The organism is Streptomyces sp. ISL-43 (assembly GCF_018614195.1).
GTDB lineage: Bacteria > Actinomycetota > Actinomycetes > Streptomycetales > Streptomycetaceae > Streptomyces.
On record NZ_JAGGOT010000025.1, the window covers coordinates 21026 to 39809 of the forward strand.

The following is an 18784-nucleotide window of genomic DNA, read 5'->3' on the forward strand; positions in this document are numbered from 1 at the left end:
CTGCGTGAGTGTGGGAGCACAGAAGCACCGCCCACCCGCACGGGCAATCCTGCCCATCCGCAGGCTACTTGGGAGGTATGTTGCGCTTTCTTCACGGGCGCCGTCGCACCCGCCCGCTCCTCCGCCGCGTCGCCCTCATCGGCGCCACGCTGCTGGCCGCCACCGCCGCGATACCCGAGGCCGCCGCCCAGGAACGGGGCTCCGGCCCGTCCGGCGGCGGCCTGTCGGCCGTCATCCGGTACACCGAGAACGGCATCCCGCACATCCTGGCCCAGGACTACGCCCACCTCGGTTTCGGCACCGGCTGGGCGCAGGCCGCCGACCAGGTGTGCGTGCTCGCCGACGGGTTCCTGACCGTGTCCGGGGAGCGCTCGCGCTGGTTCGGCCCGGACGCCGCGCACGACGGCTCGCTCTCCTCGGCCGCCAGGAACCTCTCCAGCGACCTGTACTTCAAGGGCGTCCGCGACTCCGGCGCCGTGGAGAAGCTGCTCTCCGCGCCCGCGCCGGCCGGGCCGGGCAAGGACGTGAAGGAGCTGATGCGCGGCTGGGCCGCCGGCTACAACGCCTGGCTCGCCCAGAACAAGATCACCGACCCGGCGTGCAAGGGCGCCGCCTGGGTCCGCCCGGTCACCGTCACCGACGTCGCCGCCCGCGGCTTCGCCGTCTCGGTGCTCGGCGGCCAGGGCCGTGCCGTGGACGGCATCACGGCGGCGCAGCCCCCGGTCGCGGCCGCCCGCGGCGGCGCCGGCGAGGTCGATCCGGCCGACGCGGCCGAGGCGGCCCGGGAGCTCTTCGACACGACCCGCTACGACATGGGTTCCAACGCGGTGGCCTTCGCCGGTTCCACCACCGCGAACGGCAGGGGCCTGCTGCTCGGAAACCCGCACTACCCCTGGCAGGGCGGCCGCCGGTTCTGGCAGTCACAGCAGACCATCCCCGGCGAGCTGAACGTCTCGGGCGGCTCGCTGCTCGGCACCGCCGTGGTGAACATCGGCTTCAACGACAAGGTGGCCTGGAGCCACACGGTGGCCACCGGCACCCCCCTCAACCTGCACCAGCTCACTCTCGATCCCGCCGACCCGACCGCCTATCTGGTGGACGGGAAGCCGGAGAAGATGACCGAACGCAAGGTCAGCGTCCAGGTCGCGGGCGGCGCCGCGGTCACCCGCACGCAGTGGTGGACCCGCTACGGCCCGGTCGTCTCCCACCTCGGCGGGGGCCTCCCGCTGCCCTGGACGGCGGCCACCGCCTACGCGCTGAACGACCCCAACGCCGCCAACCTGCGCGGCTCCGACACCGCGCTCGCCATGGGCAAGGCCCGCTCGGTCGCCGGGGTCCAGGAAGCCCTGCGCCGCACCCAGGGCCTGCCATGGGTCAACACCGTCGCCGCCGACTCGGCGGGCGGCACCCTCTTCACCCAGTCCCAGGTGCTCCCCCGGATCACCGACGAGCTCGCCGCCCGCTGCTCGACCCCGCTCGGCAGGGCCACGTACCCGGCCTCGGGGCTCGCGGTGCTGGACGGTTCGCGGGGCGACTGCGCGCTCGACTCGGACCCGGACGCCGTACAGCCGGGGGTGTTCGGCCCGGGGAAGGCGCCGACGCTGCGCGACGCCCCGTACGCGGAGAACTCCAACGACAGTGCCTGGCTGGCCAACGCCGAGCGCCCGCTCACCGGCTACGAGCGGATCTGGGGCAACGTCTCCACGCCCCGCTCGCTGCGTACCCGGGGCGCGGTGCAGGACGTGTCCGCGATGGCCGGGCGCGGCGGGCTGACCGTGGCGGACCTGCAGGAGCAGCAGTTCGCGAACCGGGTCCCGGCCGGTGACCTGGCGGCGGCCGACGCGGCGAAGGCCTGCGCCGCCCTGCCGGGCGGTTCGGCCGCGGGCAGCGACGGCGCGGCCGTGGACGTGTCGACGGCCTGCGGGGTGCTGGCGGCCTGGGACCGCACGGCCGACACCTCCAGCCGCGGGGCGCTGCTCTTCGACCGGTTCTGGCGGAAGCTGACCGCGAACACGGCGGTCAAGGACCTGTGGCTGGTGCCGTTCTCGGCGGCCGATCCGGTGGCGACGCCCCATACGCTCAACCAGGCGGCGCCCGGGATCGGGCGGGCCCTGGCCGACACGGTCACCGAGCTGAAGGCCGCGGGCATCGCGCTGGACGCCCCGCTCGGGGACAACCAGTTCGTGGTGCGCGGCGGGCAGAGGCTGCCGGTGGGCGGCGGTACCGAGGCCCTGGGCGTCTGGAACAAGATCGAGGCGCCGTGGAACGCCGCGGCCGGCGGCTATCCGGAGGTCCTGCACGGCTCCAGCCACATCCAGGCCGTCGGCTGGGACGGCGGCCGCTGCCCGGTGGCGCGCACGTTGCTGACGTACGGCCAGTCCTCGAACCCGAACTCCGCGCACTTCGCCGACCAGACCCGGCTGTTCTCGCAGGAGCGCTGGGTGAAGGCCCGGTTCTGCGAGTGGGACATCCTCACCTCGCCGCAGCTGAAGGTGGTCTGGCCGCGCGAGCGGCGCTGACCACCGCTCGCGCGTACGGCCGGCCGCTTCCCCGGGTGGGGAGGCGGCCGGCCGTACGCGGCGGGGCGCGGGCGTCCGCCGTACGGACCGAAGTGCGCTCAGGGGCTGACGGCGAGGAAGAGGTAGGCCGCCAGCAGCACGATGTGGACGCCGCCCTGGAGCAGCGTGGCGCGGCCCGGGACGATGGTGAGGGCGCTGACGACGATGGTCAGCGCGAGCAGCACCATGTGGACCGGGGCGAGGCCGAGCATCAGCGGCCCGGAGAGCCAGACCGAGGCGAGCGCGATGGCCGGGATGGTCAGGCCGATGCTGGCGATGGCCGAGCCGTAGGCCAGGTTGAGGCTGGTCTGCACGCGGTCGCGGCGGGCGGCGCGGACGGCGGCCAGGGTCTCGGGCGCCAGGACGAGCAGGGCGATGATCACACCCACGACGGCGTAGGGCAGGCCGAGGTCCGCGACGCCCCGTTCGATGGTGGGGGAGACCGCCTTGGCGTTGCCGACGACGGCGACGAGCGCGACGAGCAGCAGGCCCAGGCTGATCACGGCGGCGCGGGCGGTGGGCGGTTCGGCGTGCTCGTCCTCCTCGCCGGCCGCGGCCGCGGCGGCCGCCTTCGCGGCCTCCCTGCGGATCCGCTTCGTGTCGACGGGCAGGAAGTAGTCGCGGTGGCGGACGGTCTGGACGGCGATGAACAGGCCGTAGAGGGCGAGGGAGGCGGTGGCCGCGAAGGTCAGCTGGGCCGTGGAGAACTCGGGCCCGGGCTTGGTGGTGGTGAAGGTGGGCAGCACGAGGCTGAGCACGGCGAGGGTCGCGACGGTGGCGAGGGCCGCGCCCGAACCCTCGGCATTGAAGACGGCGACGCGGTTGCGCAGGGCCCCGACCAGCAGGGACACGCCGACGATGCCGTTGCACGTGATCACGACGGCGGCGAAGACGGTGTCGCGCGCGAGGGAGGAGGTCTTGTCGCCGCCGTCGGCCAACAAGGTGACGATGAGGGCCACTTCGATGACGGTGACGGCGACGGCGAGGACGAGGGAGCCGAAGGGTTCTCCGACCCGGAGCGCGACGACCTCTGCGTGGTGGACCGCCGCCAGGACCGCGCCGGCCAGGCAGAGGGCCACCAGGGCCACGGCGAGCGAGGGCAGATCGCGTCCCCAGCTGAAGGCGAGCGCGGCGAGCGCCACCACGGGGACCACGACGGTCCAGTCGGTCAGGGGGGTTCTGTGCGTTGCCGTACTCATATCAGCCAACTTGCCAGAACTGTTCCCATTGTGCGGTGCAACAGTCGCCCGCAAGGCCCTGACGTGGCGCTTCTCACGAATCTCCGGGCGTGGCGGGCCGACCCCGCAGGGCCGACCCGGCAGGGCGGCCCGGCAGGGCGGCCCGGCCGTCACATCGCGCGCGCGTGGCCCTCCCAGTACGGGTCGCGCAGCCGGCGCTTGTACAGCTTGCCGTTGGGGTCGCGCGGCATCGTCTCGATGAAGTCCACGGTCTTGGGCCGTTTGTACCCGGCCAGTTGGCGCTCGCAGTGGTTCAGGATCTCCGCCGCCAGCGCGTCGCTCGCCGCGAAGCCCTCGGCGGGCTCGATGACCGCCTTGACCTCCTCGCCCCAGGAGGGGTGCGGGATGCCGAAGGCGGCGGCGTCGGCCACGGCCGGATGGGTGAGCAGCGCCGATTCGATCTCCGCCGGGTAGATGTTCACCCCGCCCGAGATGATCATGTCGATCTTGCGGTCGCGGAGGAAGAGGTAGCCCTCCTCGTCCATCAGGCCGAGGTCGCCGACGGTGAAGAAGTCGCCGATGCGGTTCTTCTTCGTCTTGCCCTCGTCCTTGTGGTAGCTGAAGCCGCCGGTGTTCATCTTGATGTAGACGGTGCCGAGTTCGCCGGCGGGCAGCCGCTCGCCGTCGTCGTCGAAGATGGCGAGCTCACTGATCGGCCAGGCCTTGCCGACGGTTCCCGGCTTCTTGAGCCAGTCCTCGGCGGTCGCGAAGGCGCCGCCGCCCTCGCTCGCCGCGTAGTACTCCTCCACGCAGCCGCCCCACCAGTCGATCATCGCCCGCTTGACGTGGTCGGGACAGGGCGCGGCGCCGTGGATGGCATGCCGCATCGAGGAGACGTCGTACGCGTCCTTCGCGCCCTGCGGGAGCGCGAGGAGCCGGTGGAACTGCGTCGGGACCATGTGGGTGTGCGTGCAGGCGTGCCGGTCGATCAGGCGGAGCATCTCCTCGGCGGTCCACTTGTCCATCAGGACCAGCGGGTGCCCGATGTGCAGGGCGGCGGCCGCGAACTGCAGGACGGCCGTGTGGTAGAGCGGCGAGCACACGAGGTGGACGTTGTCGTCGAAGGCGCGGATACCGAAGATGCCGAGGAAGCCGCCGAGGTACGTCTCCTCCGGGAGCTTGCCGGGCAGCGGACGGCGGATGCCGCGCGGCCGGCCCGTGGTGCCGGAGGTGTAGTTCATGACCCAGCCGAGCGTGCGGTCCCCGGGGACGGTGTCCGGCTGCCCGTCGAGCAGCTCGCCGTACGAGCGGAAGCCCGCGACGGCTCCGACGGCGTAGCGGTGGCTCGCGGGCAGGCCCGCCTCGTCGGCCGCGGCGGTGGCGGCTTCGGCGAACCGCTCGTGGGCGATGAGGACCTTGGCCCCGGAGTCGGAGACGATCCAGGCGATCTCGGGGCCGACGAGGTGGTGGTTGACCGGGACGAGGTAGAACCCGGCCTGGGAGGCGGCGAGGTAGGCGGTGAAGAACTCGACGCTGTTGGGGAGGACGACCGCGAAGACGTCGCCCTTCTCAAGGCCGGCGGCGCGCAGGCCGTGGACGAGGCGGTTGACGTCGGCGTGCAGCCGGGCCGCGGACCACTCCTCGCCCTCGGGGGTGACCAGGACGGTGCGGTCGGGGTCGGCCGCGGCTTGGGCCCAGAAGCCGTTGGGGGGCTGCGCGGCCGGCGCGGTGGGGACGTTCGGCGCGGCCGGCGCGGGCCGCTTGCTCGGTGAGTCGGTCATGTCGCTGCTCACGCCTCTCAGGCTCGGCCGGCGATGCGGGTGATGCGGTCGATGGCGCGCTCGAAGCCGCTGGTGAGGTCGTCGAAGACGGCCTGGACGCCGCGCTCGCTGTTCATCCGGCCGACGATCTGGCCGACGGGTGTGCCGAGCAGCGGCTGGACCTCGTACTTCTGGATGCGGGACACGGCCTCGGCGACGAGCAGGCCCTGCAACGGCATCGGGAGCGCGCCGGGACCCTCCGGGTCGTCCCACGCGTCGGTCCACTCGGTGCGCAGCTGGCGGGCGGGCTTGCCGGTGAGGGCCCGGGAGCGGACGGTGTCGCCGGAGCCCGCGGCGAGGAGCTTCGCGGTCAGGGCCCGGGAGTGCATCTCGGCCTCGGTGGTGGTGAGCCAGAGCGAGCCGAGCCAGGCGCCCTGGGCGCCGAGGGCGAGGCCCGCGGCGATCTGCTCGCCGCTGCCGATGCCGCCGGCGGCGAGGACCGGGAGCGGGGCGACGGCCTCGACGACCTCGGGGACCAGCACCATGGTGGCGATGTCGCCGGTGTGGCCGCCGGCTTCGTAGCCCTGGGCGACGACGATGTCGATGCCGGCCTCGGCATGGCGGCGGGCGTGCTTGGCGCTGCCGGCGAGGGCGGCGACGAGGACCCCGTGGTCGTGGGCGCGCGCGATGACGTCGCCGGGCGGGGAACCGAGGGCGTTCGCCAGGAGTTTGATGGGGTAGTCGAAGGCGACGTCGAGCTGGTTGCGGGCGACCTGCTCCATCCAGCCGGTGATGCGCCAGCCGGAGGCCTCGCCCTCGGCGAGTTCGGGCACGTGGTGTTTGGCGAGGACGTCGCGGACGTACGCGCGGTGCGCGGCCGGGATCATCGCCTCGATGTCGGCCTCGCTGATGCCGTCGACGGCCTTCTTGGCGGGCATGACGACGTCGAGGCCGTAGGGCTTGCCGTCGGTGTGCTCCTGCATCCAGTCGAGGTCGCGCTTGAGGTCGTCGGGGGCGGTGTAGCGCACCGCTCCGAGGACCCCGAACCCGCCCGCGCGGGTGATGGCAGCGGCGACCGCCGGGAAGGGCGTGAAGCCGAAGATGGCGTGCTCGACTCCCAGTTTCTTGCTCAGCTCCGTCTCCATGGGCGGCAGGATGCCGCAGCCGGGCCGCCGAGGGAAGAGATTTTCTGATGCAGCGTCAGATTCTTTGGGGGCCGGTCGCTGCGGGAGGTGCGCGACGGGCGGGCAGATACTTCGGGAGGGCGACGGGACGGTGGACGGGAGGACCGGTCATGGAGGAACGGAAGGCAGCCGGCGACGACGGTGACGCGGAGGACTCCGGCGGGGGCGGCGTGACGGGGGCGGGCGGGGGCGGCGGCGGTCGAGACGCTCCCGGCAGCGGTGGTCACGGTCAAGGCGCCGGCGCCGGCGGCAGCGGTAGCGGCAGCGGTCTCGGTCAAGGCGCCGATGCCGGCAGCAGCGGCGGCAACAGCGGGCTCAGTCGGCGCCGGCTCGGTGCGCGGTTGCTGGCGCTGGGCGGTGTGCTCGTGCTCCAGGCCGCGCTGCCCGGGTCCGCGGGGGCCGCCGGGGGGCCCGCCGAGCGGCGCTCGCTCCAGGGACTGCGGCTGCGCTACGGCTCCGCCCGCCAGGCCGGACTGGTGGAGAAGCACCTCGAAGGTGTCGCGGACGAGGCGCGGCGGTTCCTCGGCCCCTCCCCCGAACATCCTTACTACGCAGGGGCCGTGGTCCTCGCCGGCCGGGGCCGCACCGTGGCCCTGCACCGGGCGATGGGCGACGCCGTCCGGTACGCCGACTACGACGGCCGCACCGACCGGGTGCGGGAGCTCCCGTCCGCCGAACGCATCGCGATGGCGGAGGACACCGTCTTCGACCTGGCCTCGCTGTCGAAGCTGTTCACCTCGCTGCTGGCCGTGCAGCAGATGGAGCGCGGCCGCCTGGAGCTGGAGGCGCCGGTGAACCGGTACCTGCCCGAGTTCATCGGCGGGGGCAAAGAGACGATCACCGTCCGTCAGCTCCTCACCCACACCTCGGGGCTGCGGTCCTGGGCCCCCTTTTACCAGGAGCCCACCCGGGCGGGTCAGTTGAGGCTCTTGTGGTCGGTGAGACCACAGGAAACCCCGGGGACGGTCTACCGGTACTCGGACCTCAATCTCATCGCCCTCCAGCTGCTCTTGGAACGGATCACCGGTCACACTCTGGACCTCCTGCTCCAAGACGAGATCACCGCTCCACTCGGGATGCACCGCACTCGTTACAACCCACCGCTCTCCTGGCGCCGCGTCACGGCCGCCACCGAAGTACAGCGCCCGCCCTGGTCCGGGCTCGACCGCGGGCTCGTCTGGGGCGAGGTCCACGACGAGAACGCGCACGCGCTGGGCGGCGTCGCCGGCCACGCCGGCGTCTTCGGCACCGCCTGGGACCTGGCCATCCTCGCCCGCACCCTCCTCGACGGCGGGGTCTACGCCGGCAAGCGCATCCTGCGCCCCGCCTCCGTCGAGCTGCTCTTCACCGACTACAACACCGCCTTCCCCGGCGACGACCACGGCCTCGGCTTCGAGCTCTACCAGCACTGGTACATGGGCGCCATGGCCACCCCGCACTCCGCCGGCCACACCGGCTTCACCGGCACGTCCCTGGTCCTGGACCCCTCCACCGACTCCTTCCTGATCCTGCTGGGCAACTCCGTGCACCCCGTGCGGACCTGGCGCGCGGGCAGCGCCCCCCGCGTCGCCACCGGCAACCGATTCGCCCGCGCCGTCCCCGTCCGCACGAAGCACGGCGGCCCGGCCTGGTTCTCCGGCATGGAGACCGGCGGCTCCGGCACCCTGGCCCTCCCTCCCCTGACCCCGTCCACGGACGCCGCCCGGCTGCGCTGCGCGCTGTGGTGGGACACCGTGCCCGGCGAGGGAGCCCTGCACCTGGAAGCCTCCGCCGACGGGCAGACCTGGGAGCCGCTCCCCTTCACCACCGTCCGCACCACGGGCGGGACCGCCGAACAGTGGCCGCGCGGCTCCCTCACCGGCTGGTCGGGCCGCATCTGGCACCGCCTCGAAGCCCCGCTCACGGCCTGGGCCGGCCGCGAGGTCCGCCTCCGCTTCCGCCACACCGCGCAGGGCCGCTACGTGGGCCGCGGCGTCTACGTCGACATCCTGCGCGTATCGGAGCCCTCCCGCCTCCTCTTCGCCGAGGACCGTCCCGCCGACGCGTCCCGCATCGAAGCGACCGGCTGGTCCCGCTCCTCGGACTAGCCCGGACGACCGGACCCGGCCCGTCGGCGCGGCACGGCCCGCTCGTCGACCCGACGGGTGGGGGTGGTGGTGTGGAAGACCCAGGCCGCCACTCCCGTAGGGGTTCACGGCCGGCAGGACCCGCAGCATCCCCGCCGCCTCGTCCAGCCGTACACCGGCGTCCGAGCCGGTCTCGGCGACGGCCGCCGGCAGCCGACCGTCTCCACGACACCGATCCTGCCGGACGCCCCGATAGCCGCGACGGGGTATGGGAACCGTGCCCCGGAGCGTTCCTATTCGTTGGGCGGAGTTGTTGACCATTCAACACGCAACCGCATACGACACCGACGACACGAAGGCGGGCAGAGCGCCATGAGCGACATCGACTGGGACAACCCGATCGACCCCAAGCCGGGCTGGACCCTGGACCACGTCAAGTTGTACATCGGGTCGGGCGGGACCGAGGGGCAGTACTGGAACAACACCCAGACCCTGCTCCTCACCACCATCGGCCGCAAGTCCGGGAAGCCGGTGCGCACCCCGCTCATCTACGGCGAGGACGACGGCCGCTACCTCATCGTCGCGTCCAAGGGCGGCGACCCCGCCGACCCGCTCTGGTACCTCAACCTCACCGAGCACCCCGAAGTGCGGGTCCAGGTAGGCCCCAAGGTCGTCCAGGGCGTCGCGCGCACCGCGAACTCCGAGGAGCGCACCGCGTTCTGGCCGCTGATGGTCAAGCACTGGCCTTCGTACGACGAGTACCAGGCCAAGACCCACCGGGAGATCCCGATCGTGGTGATCGACCCCGCCTCCTGAGCGGAGCCGACGGCGCGACGCGGCGCCGGCGCGGTGCGCGNNCGCGCACCGCGCCGGCGCCGCACAGCAGGACGCCCGGGTGGGCGGTCTCCACTCCCCATCGACCCCCGTCACGGCCCGGCTCCGCGTACGGCCAGGACAGGTCCCGGTGGAAGATGTGCCCGCCGGGCAGGCGCAGTTCGCGTTCGAGGTCGAGCGGGGTCTTGGCCTCGATGCACGGGCGGCCGTCGGCGTCGAAGGCCAGGCAGTCGGTGAGCGGTTCGGCCAGGTGGGCATCGAGCTGGGCGAGGGTGGCGGTGAGCAGGACCTCCCTCGCCCCCTGGTTGTCCTTCTCGAACAGCCGCGCCGGGGTGTGCAGTCCGAAGAGCGTGAGGGTCTGATGGCCCTGCGCGGCCAGCTCCGGTCCCAGGATCGACGGGTCCGTCAGCGAGTGGCAGTAGATCTCCGAGGGCGGTACGGAGGGCAGTTCGCCCGCGCGGGCCTCCGCGTAGGCCCGGGCGAGCTGCTCGTACCCCTCCGCGATGTGGAAGGTCCCGCCGAAGGCCTCGCGCGGGTCCACGGAGGTGTCGCGCAGCCGGGGCAGCCGCCGCAGCAGCATGTTGACCTTGAGCTGGGCCCCCTCGGGGGACGGCTCGGCGGGCTCCTCTCCCATCAGCTCGGCCAGCGCCCTGGGCGAGGCGTTGACGATCACCACCCGCCCGGCCACCCGGCCCTCCCCCGTCGCCGTCCGGAAGGTCACCTCGGCCGGCGCGGTCGTACCGTCCGTGTCGATGCGCAGCGCCTCGTGCCCGGTGGCGATCTCCGCGCCGGCCGTCAGCGCGGCGCCCGCGAGGGCGTCGGTGAGCGCGCCCATGCCGCCGACCGGGACGTCCCAGTCCCCCGTGCCGCCGCCGATCACGTGGTAGAGGAAGCAGCGGTTCTGCGCGAGCGAGCGGTCGTGGGCGTCGGCGAACGTGCCGATCAGAGCGTCCGTGAGGACGACCCCGCGCACCAGGTCGTCGGCGAACTCCCGCTCCACCGCCTGCCCGATGGGCTCCTCGAACAGCATCCGCCAGGCCGCCTCGTCGTCGACGCGGGCCCGCAGCTCGGCGCGGGTGGGCAGCGGCTCGGTCAGCGTCGGGAAGACCCGCTCGGCGACCCGCCCGGTGGTCCCGTAGAAGGCGCGCCAGCTCTCGTACTCCCGGTCCGAGCCGGTCAGCCGCGCGAAGGACTCCCGCGTGCGCGTCTCGCCGCCGCCGACCAGCAGACCGCCGGGCCGGCCGGCGCGCTCCACGGGGGTGTACGAGGAGACCGCGCGCTTTCGCACCTCGAAGCGCAGCCCCAGCTCTCGCACGATCTTCGCCGGGAGCAGCGAGACGAGGTAGGAGTACCGGGACAGGCGGGCGTCGACGCCCGCGAACGGCCGGGTGGACACGGCGGCCCCGCCGGTATGGCCGAGCCGCTCCAGGACCAGCACGGAGCGGCCGGCCCGCGCCAGGTAGGCGGCGGCGACCAGGCCGTTGTGGCCGCCGCCCACGATCACCGCGTCGTACACGTCCGAACCGAAGCCCCGAGAGGTCGTCATGGCTCTTGGTAGCACACCTGCCCGAGCCGCTCCAGACAGTGCGCCTCGTCGGCGTGGGCGGCGACCGTGTCGGGGTGGGCGTCGCCCAGCGACCGTTCGCGGATCCCGGAGAGTTCCCGGTACACCGGCAGCGCCTCGTCCCAGCGGCCCAGCCGGCCGAGTCCGACGGCGAGTTCCCGGCGGCTGACCAGGGTGTCGGGGTGTTCGGCGCCGAGCGCCCCGGCCCGCGCCTCGCCCACCTGCCGGGCCTCGGCCACCGCCTCCTCCCAGCGCTCCAGCCGCCCGAGGTTGACGCCGAGGACGTGCCGGGCGCGCAGCGTCTCAGGGTCGGCGGCCCCGTACGCGCGGGTGCGGTCGCGGACCAGCTCCCCGAACAGCTCCAGGGCTTCGCCGCAGCGGCCGGTCCGGCCGAGCGCGATGCCGGCCTCGTACCGCGCGGCCAGCGTGTCGGGATGGTCGCGGCCGAGGACCCGCTCGCGGACGGCGGCGATGTGCCGGAATCCCTCCAGGGCCTCCTCCCAGCGCTCCAGGCGGCCGAGCGCGTACGCCGCCTCGTAGCGGGTCAGCAGCGTGTCCGCGTGCTCCGCCCCCAAGGCGGTCGCCCGGTCGGCGGCGACCTCGGCGGCGACGGCGTGGGCCTCGGCGAAGCGGCCGAGGGCGCCGAGCGCGCAGGCCAGGTTGTGCCGGCAGCGCAGGGTGTCGGGGTGGCTCGGTCCCATCGTCCGCTCGCGGCCGGCGAGCACCGCGCGGTAGCCCTCGTAGGCCTCCTGGTGACGGCCGAGGAGGCCCGTCTCGTACGCCGCCTCCTGCCGCGCGGAGAGCGTGTCGGGGTGGTCCGGGCCGAGCACCCGGGCCCGGCCCTCGGCCACGGCCGTGTACCCGGCGAGGGCCTCCTCGGTGCGGCCGGCCCGGCTCAGGGCGAAGGCCCGGGCGTGCCCGGCGGCGAGCGCGTCGCGGCCCGTGGGGTCGGTGCCGGGGGCGCGCGGGACCCCGTACGCCGCGGTGAGGCGCGGGTCCTCGGCGGGGCGCGGGCGTACGGCGGACGGAGCGGCCGAGGCTACGGCGGACGGAGCGGCCGAGGCCGCGGCGGACGAAGCGGCCGGGCCTGTCACGGACGGTCCGGCCGGGCGTGCGGCGGCCTGCTCCGCCGGGGTTCCGGCGGGTGGCGGGGCGGGGGTTCCGGCGGGCCGGTCACCGGCGGCACGGGCGCCCGGGGCGGGGGCGGGCTGCTCCCCGCTCGGGCGGGCGGCCGTCCAGGAGCCGGTGAGCACGGCCCATTCCCCGCTCGCGGGGCGGGCCTCGGTGCCGGCCTTGCGCCCGGCGGTCATGCCGCCGGCCCACTCGGGCAGCGGCGGGTGCGCGCCGGGCGCCGCGCCGGGGCCGAGCCGGGCCTCGACGAGCCGCCGGTGCAGGTGACGGGCGTCGCCCGGGCGGTCCTCGGGGCGCTTGGCGAGCAGGTCGAGAACCAGCCGCTCGAAGTAGCCGGGCAGCTCGGGGCGGTGCTCGCGCAGGGGCACGGGCTCGGTGTCGCGGTGGCCGACCAGGACGGACCAGGAGTCGCCGAGGTCGAAGGGCGGGGCGCCGGTGGCGATCTCGTACAGGACGCAGCCCAGCGAGTAGAGGTCACTGCGGTGGTCGACCTCGCCGCCCGCGATCTGCTCGGGCGACATGTAGTGCGGGGTGCCCATGGCCATGCCGCCGCCGGTCAGCTTCGCGGTGAAGCCGATGTCGGCGGCGAGGCGGGCGATGCCGAAGTCGCAGATCTTCACCGTGCCGTCGGTGAGCCGCATGATGTTCGCGGGCTTCAGGTCCCGGTGCACGACGCCCTGGTCGTGGGTGTAGCCGAGGGCGGCGGCCATCTGCTCGGCGATGTCGACGACCACGTCCACGGGGAGCGGGCGCGCTTCGTTGTCATCCAGGAGCTGGCTGAGGTTGCGGCCTTCGAGCAGCTCCATGACGAGGTAGAGGGGGCCGCCGGCGGCGCTGTCGTCGCCGAAGTCGTGGACGACGGTGACGCCCCGGTGCTGGAGGGACGCGGCGACGCGCGCCTCGCGGCGGAAGCGCTCGCGCAGCACTTGGGTGAAGTGGGCGTCCTGCTCCGGCCCTATGGGCTTGAGGCATTTGACGGCGACCTGCCGGCCCAGCGACTCGTCGCGGGCCCGCCACACCTCGCCCATGCCGCCACGGCCGATGAGATCGAGCGACCGGTACCGGCCTTGGATCAGTCTGGACTCCGCCATGTCTTGAAGTCGCCCCCGTGTGTCGTGCTACGCCCTCCCCGGCCGGTCCAGTATGGCCGCTGATGTACGCAGTGTGTGCGGCGCGGGGCGGCTCCCGGTGCCCATGCGGCGCATCGCTTTCAAGATGTGACCTGGAGGCAGCTGCCAGCGCAGACCTGCGGGAATACTGCGCAGCAGGCTACCTGTGAGGCGCAGGCGGCGGGTGACGCTGCGCGGGGCCGGTGCGGGGCGGCCGTACAGCTGGTGCGCGTACGCCGGGAGGGATCCGTAGGCGAGGGCGGCGAGCGGGCGCCACACCAGGTTTCGGCCAGGGACGAGGAGGGGGTGGACGGGCGGGGCGCACAGGAAGGCGTCGACGGCGCGCGCGTCGGAGCCGACGGCGAGCTCGGGGCGGATCCGCTCGAAGTAGGCGGCCAGCTGCGCGGTGTCGGCGGGTACACCGGACGGGTCGAGTCCGACGAGGCGGGCATTGACGATGTTCTCGGCTACGTAGCGGTCGGCCTGGGCGGGGCTGAGGAGGATCCCGGAGCGGCGCAGGATGTGCAGGAAGCTGTCGATCTGCGCGCAGTGGATCCACAGGAGCAGTTCGGGGTCGTCGACGGGGAAGCGCGTCCCGGTGGCGGGGTCGGTGGCGGACAGCATGCTGTGGATCTTGCGGACGCGGGCGCCGGCCCGCTCGGCGGCCTCGGTGGTGCCGTAGGTGACGGTGCCGACGAAGTCGGCGGTGCGGATCAGCCGGCCCCAGGCGTCGCCCGGGCCCCTCTCGCCGCTGAAGGCGGTGCTGTTCTCCATGACCCCGCGGACGGCGCGCGGGTGCAGGGCCTGGAGGTAGAGCGCCCGGACCCCGGCGATCCACATCACGGGGTCGCCGTGGCACTGCCAGGTGACGGATCCGGGGCCGTAGAACCCGGGATCGGGTGCACCGCTCTCACCCATGGCCGCTCCTCCCCCTCACCGACCCTGCCTTCGTGCCCTTCCAGCATTCCACCCGGCGGCCGCCCGTACGCCACTAGGATTTCCCGTCGGCGGACCGCACCCGCCTCCCCTTCGGAAAGAGGAGGCACGGTCATGCGTACGGGACAGCTCGACGGGCAGGTCGCGGTGATCACGGGCGGGTCGGCCGGCATCGGCCTGGCGACCGCGCACCGCTTCGTGCGGGAAGGCGCCCGGGTCTTCATCACCGGCAGGCGGGCGGACGAACTCGCCTCGGCGGCGCGGGAGCTGGGCGGGAGCGCCGTCGCCGTACCCGGTGACGCGTCCCGCGTCGAGGACCTGGACCGGCTGTACGCGGCCGTCGCGGACGAGGGCCGCCCGATCGACGTCCTGGTGGCCAACGCGGGCGGTGGACCGGCGGGCGGCATCGCCGAGTTCACGGAGGAGCAGTTCGACGCGACCTCGGACCTGAACTTCCGGGGCACCTACTTCACCGTTCAGCGGGCCCTGCCTCTGCTGCGGGACGGCGCCTCGGTCGTGCTGCTCGGCTCGGCGGCCGGATCCTCGGCGTCCACGCGGTTCGGCGTGTACGCCGCCACGAAGGCGGCCGTACGGTCCCTCGCGCGCAGCCTCGCGCTGGAGCTCGCGGGGCGCGGGATCCGGGTGAACACCCTCAGCCCGGGACCGGTCGACACCCCCTCCTTGGCCCAGACACCGGCCGGCGTACGGGAGCGGGCGACCGCCGGGGTTCCGCTCGGCCGGGCCGGGCGCCCGGAGGAGGTGGCCGCGGCGGCGCTGTTCCTCGCCTCACGGGAGAGCAGCTTCATCACGGGTATCGAACTCTTCGTGGACGGCGGCGCCCGCCAGGTCTGACCGGGCGCCGCCGAAGGCCCCGCGGGCCCCGCCAGGTCAGCGGCGCACGCGCGGCATGCCGAGGCCGATCCACGAGATGATCTCGCGCTGGATCTCGTTGTTGCCGCCGCCGAAAGTGAAGATGACCGCGCTGCGGTAGCCGCGCTCCAGTTCGCCGTGCAGGACCGCGCCCGCGGAGCCGTCCTTGAGGGAGCCGGCCGCGCCGACCACCTCCATCAGCCAGGCGTACGCGTCCCGGCGCGCCTCTGAACCGTAGACCTTGACGGCGGAGGCGTCCTGCGGGGTGAGGGTGCCGTCCTGGACGGCGTTGACCATCTGCCAGTTCAGCAGCTTCATCGCGTCGAGGCGGGCGTGGGTGCGGGCGAGGCGGCCGCGGACCCAGGAGAGGTCGATGACGCGGCGGCCGTCGGCGAGCTTGGTCTCGGCGGCCCATCGCTGGACGTCGTGCAGGGCGCGGATGGCCATCGTGCCGTGGGCGGCGAGGGTGACCCGCTCATGGTTGAGCTGGTTGGTGATCAGGCGCCAGCCCTTGTTCTCCTGGCCGACGCGGCGGGTCGCGGGGACGCGGATGTCCTCGTAGTAGCTGGCGGTGGTGTCGTGCGAGGCGAGGGTGTTGATGAGGGTGCAGGAGTAGCCGGGGTCGGCGGTCGGTACGAGGAGCATGGTGATGCCCTTGTGCGCGGGGGCGTCCGGGTCGGTGCGGACCGCGAGCCAGACCCAGTCGGCGGTGTCGCCGTTGGTGGTCCAGATCTTCTGCCCGTTGACCACGTAGGTGCCGGTCTCCTCGTCGCCCTCGCGCACGGCCTTGCACTTGAGGGCGGCGAGGTCGGTGCCGGCGTCCGGCTCGCTGTAGCCGATGGCGAAGTCGATCTCGCCCGCGAGGATCTTGGGGAGGAAGTACGCCTTCTGCTCGTCGGTGCCGAACTGCATGATGGTCGGCCCGACGGTGTTGAGCGCCATCAGCGGCAGCGGTACGACGGCCTGCGCGGCCTCGTCGAAGAAGATGAACTGGTCCATGGGCGACATCCCGCGCCCGCCGTACTCCTTCGGCCAGCCGACCCCGAGCCAGCCGTCGGCTCCGAGCCGGCGGATGGTCTCCCGGTAGAAGCGCTTCTGCTCGGCGGGATCCTCGTACCGGGCGTAGACGTCCTCGGGGATCAGCTCGGCGAAGTAGGCGCGCAGCTCGGTGCGCAACTGCTGCTGCTCAGGCGTGTATTCGAGGTGCACGGCCCCTCCGGGTCTCTCGTGGCTCAAGGTCTCGCGGCCGTCCGCCGCCGCCGCGGGGGCAGACTAGAACCTGTTCCAAGAATCCGGAAGGGTCAGCGGGCCACCACCCCGTTTCCCCCGAGCCCCGGGCGGATCAGCACCTTGACGTGCTCCCCGGGCCGGCGCAGGGACGCGAAGGCCGCGTCGAGGCCGGCGAACCCGGCCTCCCCGGTGATCAGGGAGGCCGCGTCGATGCGGCCGTCGGCGAGGCGGTCGAGGGTGGCGCCGAACTCCTCGGGCGGGTAGGCGAGGCACATGCGGATCGTGACGTCCTTGTAGATGCCCACCAGCGGGCGGATCACGTCCTCGGTCATCACCCCGCCGATCTGCAGGATCTCGGTCCCGCGCGGGACGGTGTGCAGCAGCCGGTCGAGCATGCCGGGCACGCCGACGCAGTTCACGACCACGGTGGGGCGCGGGCGCGCGCCCGCCAGTTCGGCGCAGAGGCCTACGGGGTCACGCTCGGCGGGGTCCACCACCGCGTGCGCGCCGAGCCGCAGGGCCGCGGCCCGCCGCAGCGCGGAGGGGTCGGAGGCGACGACGGGTCCGGCGCCGCGCTCCAGCAGGGCGGCGATGGCGCCGAGACCGACCGGGCCGCAGCCGACGACCACGGCCGGGGTGTCCTTGCCGGCCGCGCTGCGGGCGATGTTGCCGAAGCCGACGGCCAACGGCTCGGTGAGGGCGGCGAGTTCGAGGTCCAGGGAGTCCGGGACCGGCAGCAGGGCTTGTGCCTGTACGACGATCCGCTCGCCGAAGCCGCCGGGGAAGGCGTTGCTGTAGCCGACGGTGCGCACGACCCCGCCCGGGTCGACCGCCCAGGGCAGGCCGACCACCCCAGTGCCCGGTTCGGGCCCGGTCGCGCCGGGCCCGTAGGACAGCACCCGGCCGGAGAACTCGTGGCCCATCACCAGCGGACGGTCCGGGTCGAAGAGGAAGCTGGTGGTGCCGCTGTCCCGGGAGGCCCGCAGGAAGTCGGCGGTGTGCGCGACCGCGCTCAGGTCGGAGCCGCAGATCCCGCAGGCGGCGGTCTCCACGAGGGCCTGCCCGGGGCCGGGTACCGGATCGGGGTGCTCCCGTACGGTGAACCGGCCGCCTTCGAGCACCGCGGCCCTCAACGGACCTCTCCCTTGCGGGCGATGGCCTCCATGGTGGATCGGCGCACGGCTCCGACGAACCGCTCGCTCTTGCTCGCGGCCCACTCCAGGCTGGCGCGGCGGGAGTCGGCGTGGCCGGTGAGCCGGGGGACGACGCGCTCGGCGAAGAGCTCCACGCTGCGCAGGGCGGCGGCGGGCTCGGCGAGGTCCAGCTGGAGGATGAGGAAGGTACCGAAACCGCCGGTCTTGTCGGCGAGTTGACCGATCCGCTCGACGGCGTCCTCGGGGGTGCCGATGACGGCCCGGCCGAAGGTGGGCAGCCCGTCGGTGGTCCACCGCCCGACGGCGCCGGCGGGTGTGGCGCAGCCTTCCAGGCGGGTCCCGCCGAGCTTCTCGATGTAGTCCACGAGGTCGGGCGTACCGTACTCGGCTTCGCGCAGGGCCTGTTCGCGGGTCTCGGCGAGGTGCACCGGGGTGACCAGGCGCCAGGCGTCGCGGTCTGCGGGGCGGCCCGCTTCGGCGCAGGCCCGCTCGTGGGCGGCCCAGTTGGTGCCGAGCGCCTCGTATCCGGCCGGGTCGGCGGCGGCCAGGGACAGCATCCCGAGCCCGTGGCGGCCTGCGAGCACCGCCCCCGTGGGCGATACGGCGGAGGCGACGGCGACCTCCAGCTCCCGCCCCCGGTAGGGGCCGAGCTGGAGCCGGGCATCCTCCAGGGCGAACCAGTCGGTGGCGGCCGTCACCGTCTCACCGCGCAGCAGCCGGACGATCGCGTCGAGGACGTCGGCCGTCATCTCGCGGGAGCGGAGCGGGTCGACTCCCATCATGAAGGCGTCGGAGGGCAGTTGACCGGGCCCGACCCCCAGCATGGCGCGGCCCCGGGACTGCTGGTCGAGCTGGCAGATCCGGTCGGCGAGGATCAGCGGCTGGTGGTACGGGAGGGAGTTGACTCCGGTCCCCAGCCTGATCCGGGCGGTCCGCTCGGCGGCGGCCGCGAGGAACAGCTCGGGCGAGGCGATGATCTCGTACCCGGCGGAGTGGTGCTCCCCGGCCCACACCTCGTCGTACCCGAGCCGGTCGAGGACGGTGACGAGGTCGAGGTCCCGCCGCAGCTGGAGGGCGGGATCCCGGTCGGGCCGGTGGTAGGGGGCGAGGAACACCCCGAAGCGGTGGGGGAGAAACGGCTGCAGCTGCGGCATGTGCGGTGGCCTTCCCTCGTCGGCGCCTGCTTCGGCATCCGACGAAACACCGCTCC

13 protein-coding genes are annotated in these 18784 nt (G+C 73.7%); 4 read left to right on the forward strand and 9 right to left on the reverse strand.

The window, feature by feature from the left end:
* Positions 1–77: 77 nt before the first annotated feature.
* Positions 78–2519, forward strand: coding sequence for a penicillin acylase family protein (locus J7F03_RS14550; RefSeq protein WP_214949538.1), 2442 nt, complete (start codon positions 78–80; stop codon positions 2517–2519).
* Between the two features lie 98 nt (positions 2520–2617).
* Here the strand turns inward: J7F03_RS14550 and J7F03_RS14555 are convergent, their stop codons facing one another.
* The 3 genes from J7F03_RS14555 to J7F03_RS14565 all read right to left on the reverse strand — a co-directional run bounded on the left by J7F03_RS14555 (position 2618) and on the right by J7F03_RS14565 (position 6641).
* Positions 2618–3757, reverse strand: a complete 1140-nt coding sequence (locus J7F03_RS14555) for a calcium:proton antiporter (RefSeq protein WP_214949541.1) — start codon at positions 3755–3757, stop codon at positions 2618–2620.
* A 149-nt stretch (positions 3758–3906) separates the two neighbouring features.
* Positions 3907–5517 carry an acyl-CoA synthetase gene (locus J7F03_RS14560; RefSeq protein WP_251071939.1) on the reverse strand — a complete coding sequence of 537 codons (1611 nt, stop codon included), beginning with the start codon at positions 5515–5517 and terminating at the stop codon, positions 3907–3909.
* 17 nt (positions 5518–5534) lie between these two features.
* Positions 5535–6641 (reverse strand): nitronate monooxygenase, encoded by a 1107-nt coding sequence (locus tag J7F03_RS14565; RefSeq protein ID WP_214949542.1) that lies wholly within the window; start codon positions 6639–6641, stop codon positions 5535–5537.
* A gap of 149 nt (positions 6642–6790) precedes the next feature.
* Here J7F03_RS14565 and J7F03_RS14570 point away from each other — a divergent pair, with 149 nt between their 5' ends.
* Together J7F03_RS14570 and J7F03_RS14575 are read left to right on the forward strand one after the other, a co-directional pair.
* On the forward strand, positions 6791–8767 hold the full coding sequence (locus tag J7F03_RS14570) for a serine hydrolase domain-containing protein (protein WP_214949543.1): 1977 nt from the start codon (positions 6791–6793) through the stop codon (positions 8765–8767).
* Between the two features lie 351 nt (positions 8768–9118).
* Entirely contained in the window at positions 9119–9562 is a 444-nt protein-coding gene (locus J7F03_RS14575) for a nitroreductase family deazaflavin-dependent oxidoreductase (protein WP_214949544.1), read from the forward strand.
* On the opposite strand, the gene J7F03_RS14580 is transcribed toward J7F03_RS14575, so the two are convergent.
* Genes J7F03_RS14580 through J7F03_RS14590 form a run of 3 tightly spaced genes read right to left on the reverse strand, consistent with a single transcriptional unit; the run spans position 9480 to position 14302 of the window.
* Positions 9480–11126, reverse strand: a complete 1647-nt coding sequence (locus tag J7F03_RS14580; protein WP_214949545.1) for an NAD(P)/FAD-dependent oxidoreductase — start codon at positions 11124–11126, stop codon at positions 9480–9482. The genes J7F03_RS14575 and J7F03_RS14580 overlap by 83 nt on opposite strands.
* On the reverse strand, positions 11123–13366 hold the full coding sequence (locus J7F03_RS14585) for a serine/threonine-protein kinase (RefSeq protein ID WP_214949546.1): 2244 nt from the start codon (positions 13364–13366) through the stop codon (positions 11123–11125). The genes J7F03_RS14580 and J7F03_RS14585 overlap by 4 nt, the downstream gene beginning before the upstream one ends.
* Positions 13367–13393: 27 nt before the next feature.
* On the reverse strand, positions 13394–14302 hold the full coding sequence (locus J7F03_RS14590) for an oxygenase MpaB family protein (protein WP_214949547.1): 909 nt from the start codon (positions 14300–14302) through the stop codon (positions 13394–13396).
* Between the two features lie 132 nt (positions 14303–14434).
* On the opposite strand from J7F03_RS14590, the gene J7F03_RS14595 reads away from it, so the two are divergent.
* A complete protein-coding gene (locus tag J7F03_RS14595; RefSeq protein WP_214949549.1) occupies positions 14435–15172 on the forward strand; it encodes an SDR family NAD(P)-dependent oxidoreductase in 738 nt (245 codons plus the stop codon).
* 36 nt (positions 15173–15208) lie between these two features.
* Here the strand turns inward: J7F03_RS14595 and J7F03_RS14600 are convergent, their stop codons facing one another.
* The 3 genes from J7F03_RS14600 to J7F03_RS14610 form a co-directional block, all read right to left on the reverse strand.
* On the reverse strand, positions 15209–16399 hold the full coding sequence (locus J7F03_RS14600; RefSeq protein ID WP_214949551.1) for an acyl-CoA dehydrogenase family protein: 1191 nt from the start codon (positions 16397–16399) through the stop codon (positions 15209–15211).
* A 92-nt stretch (positions 16400–16491) separates the two neighbouring features.
* Complete coding sequence (locus J7F03_RS14605) at positions 16492–17553, reverse strand: zinc-binding dehydrogenase (RefSeq protein WP_214949554.1); 1062 nt, start codon at positions 17551–17553, stop codon at positions 16492–16494.
* Complete coding sequence (locus tag J7F03_RS14610) at positions 17550–18728, reverse strand: LLM class flavin-dependent oxidoreductase (RefSeq protein ID WP_214949555.1); 1179 nt, start codon at positions 18726–18728, stop codon at positions 17550–17552. Before J7F03_RS14610 ends, J7F03_RS14605 begins: the two co-directional genes overlap by 4 nt.
* Between the last annotated feature and the right edge of the window lie 56 nt (positions 18729–18784).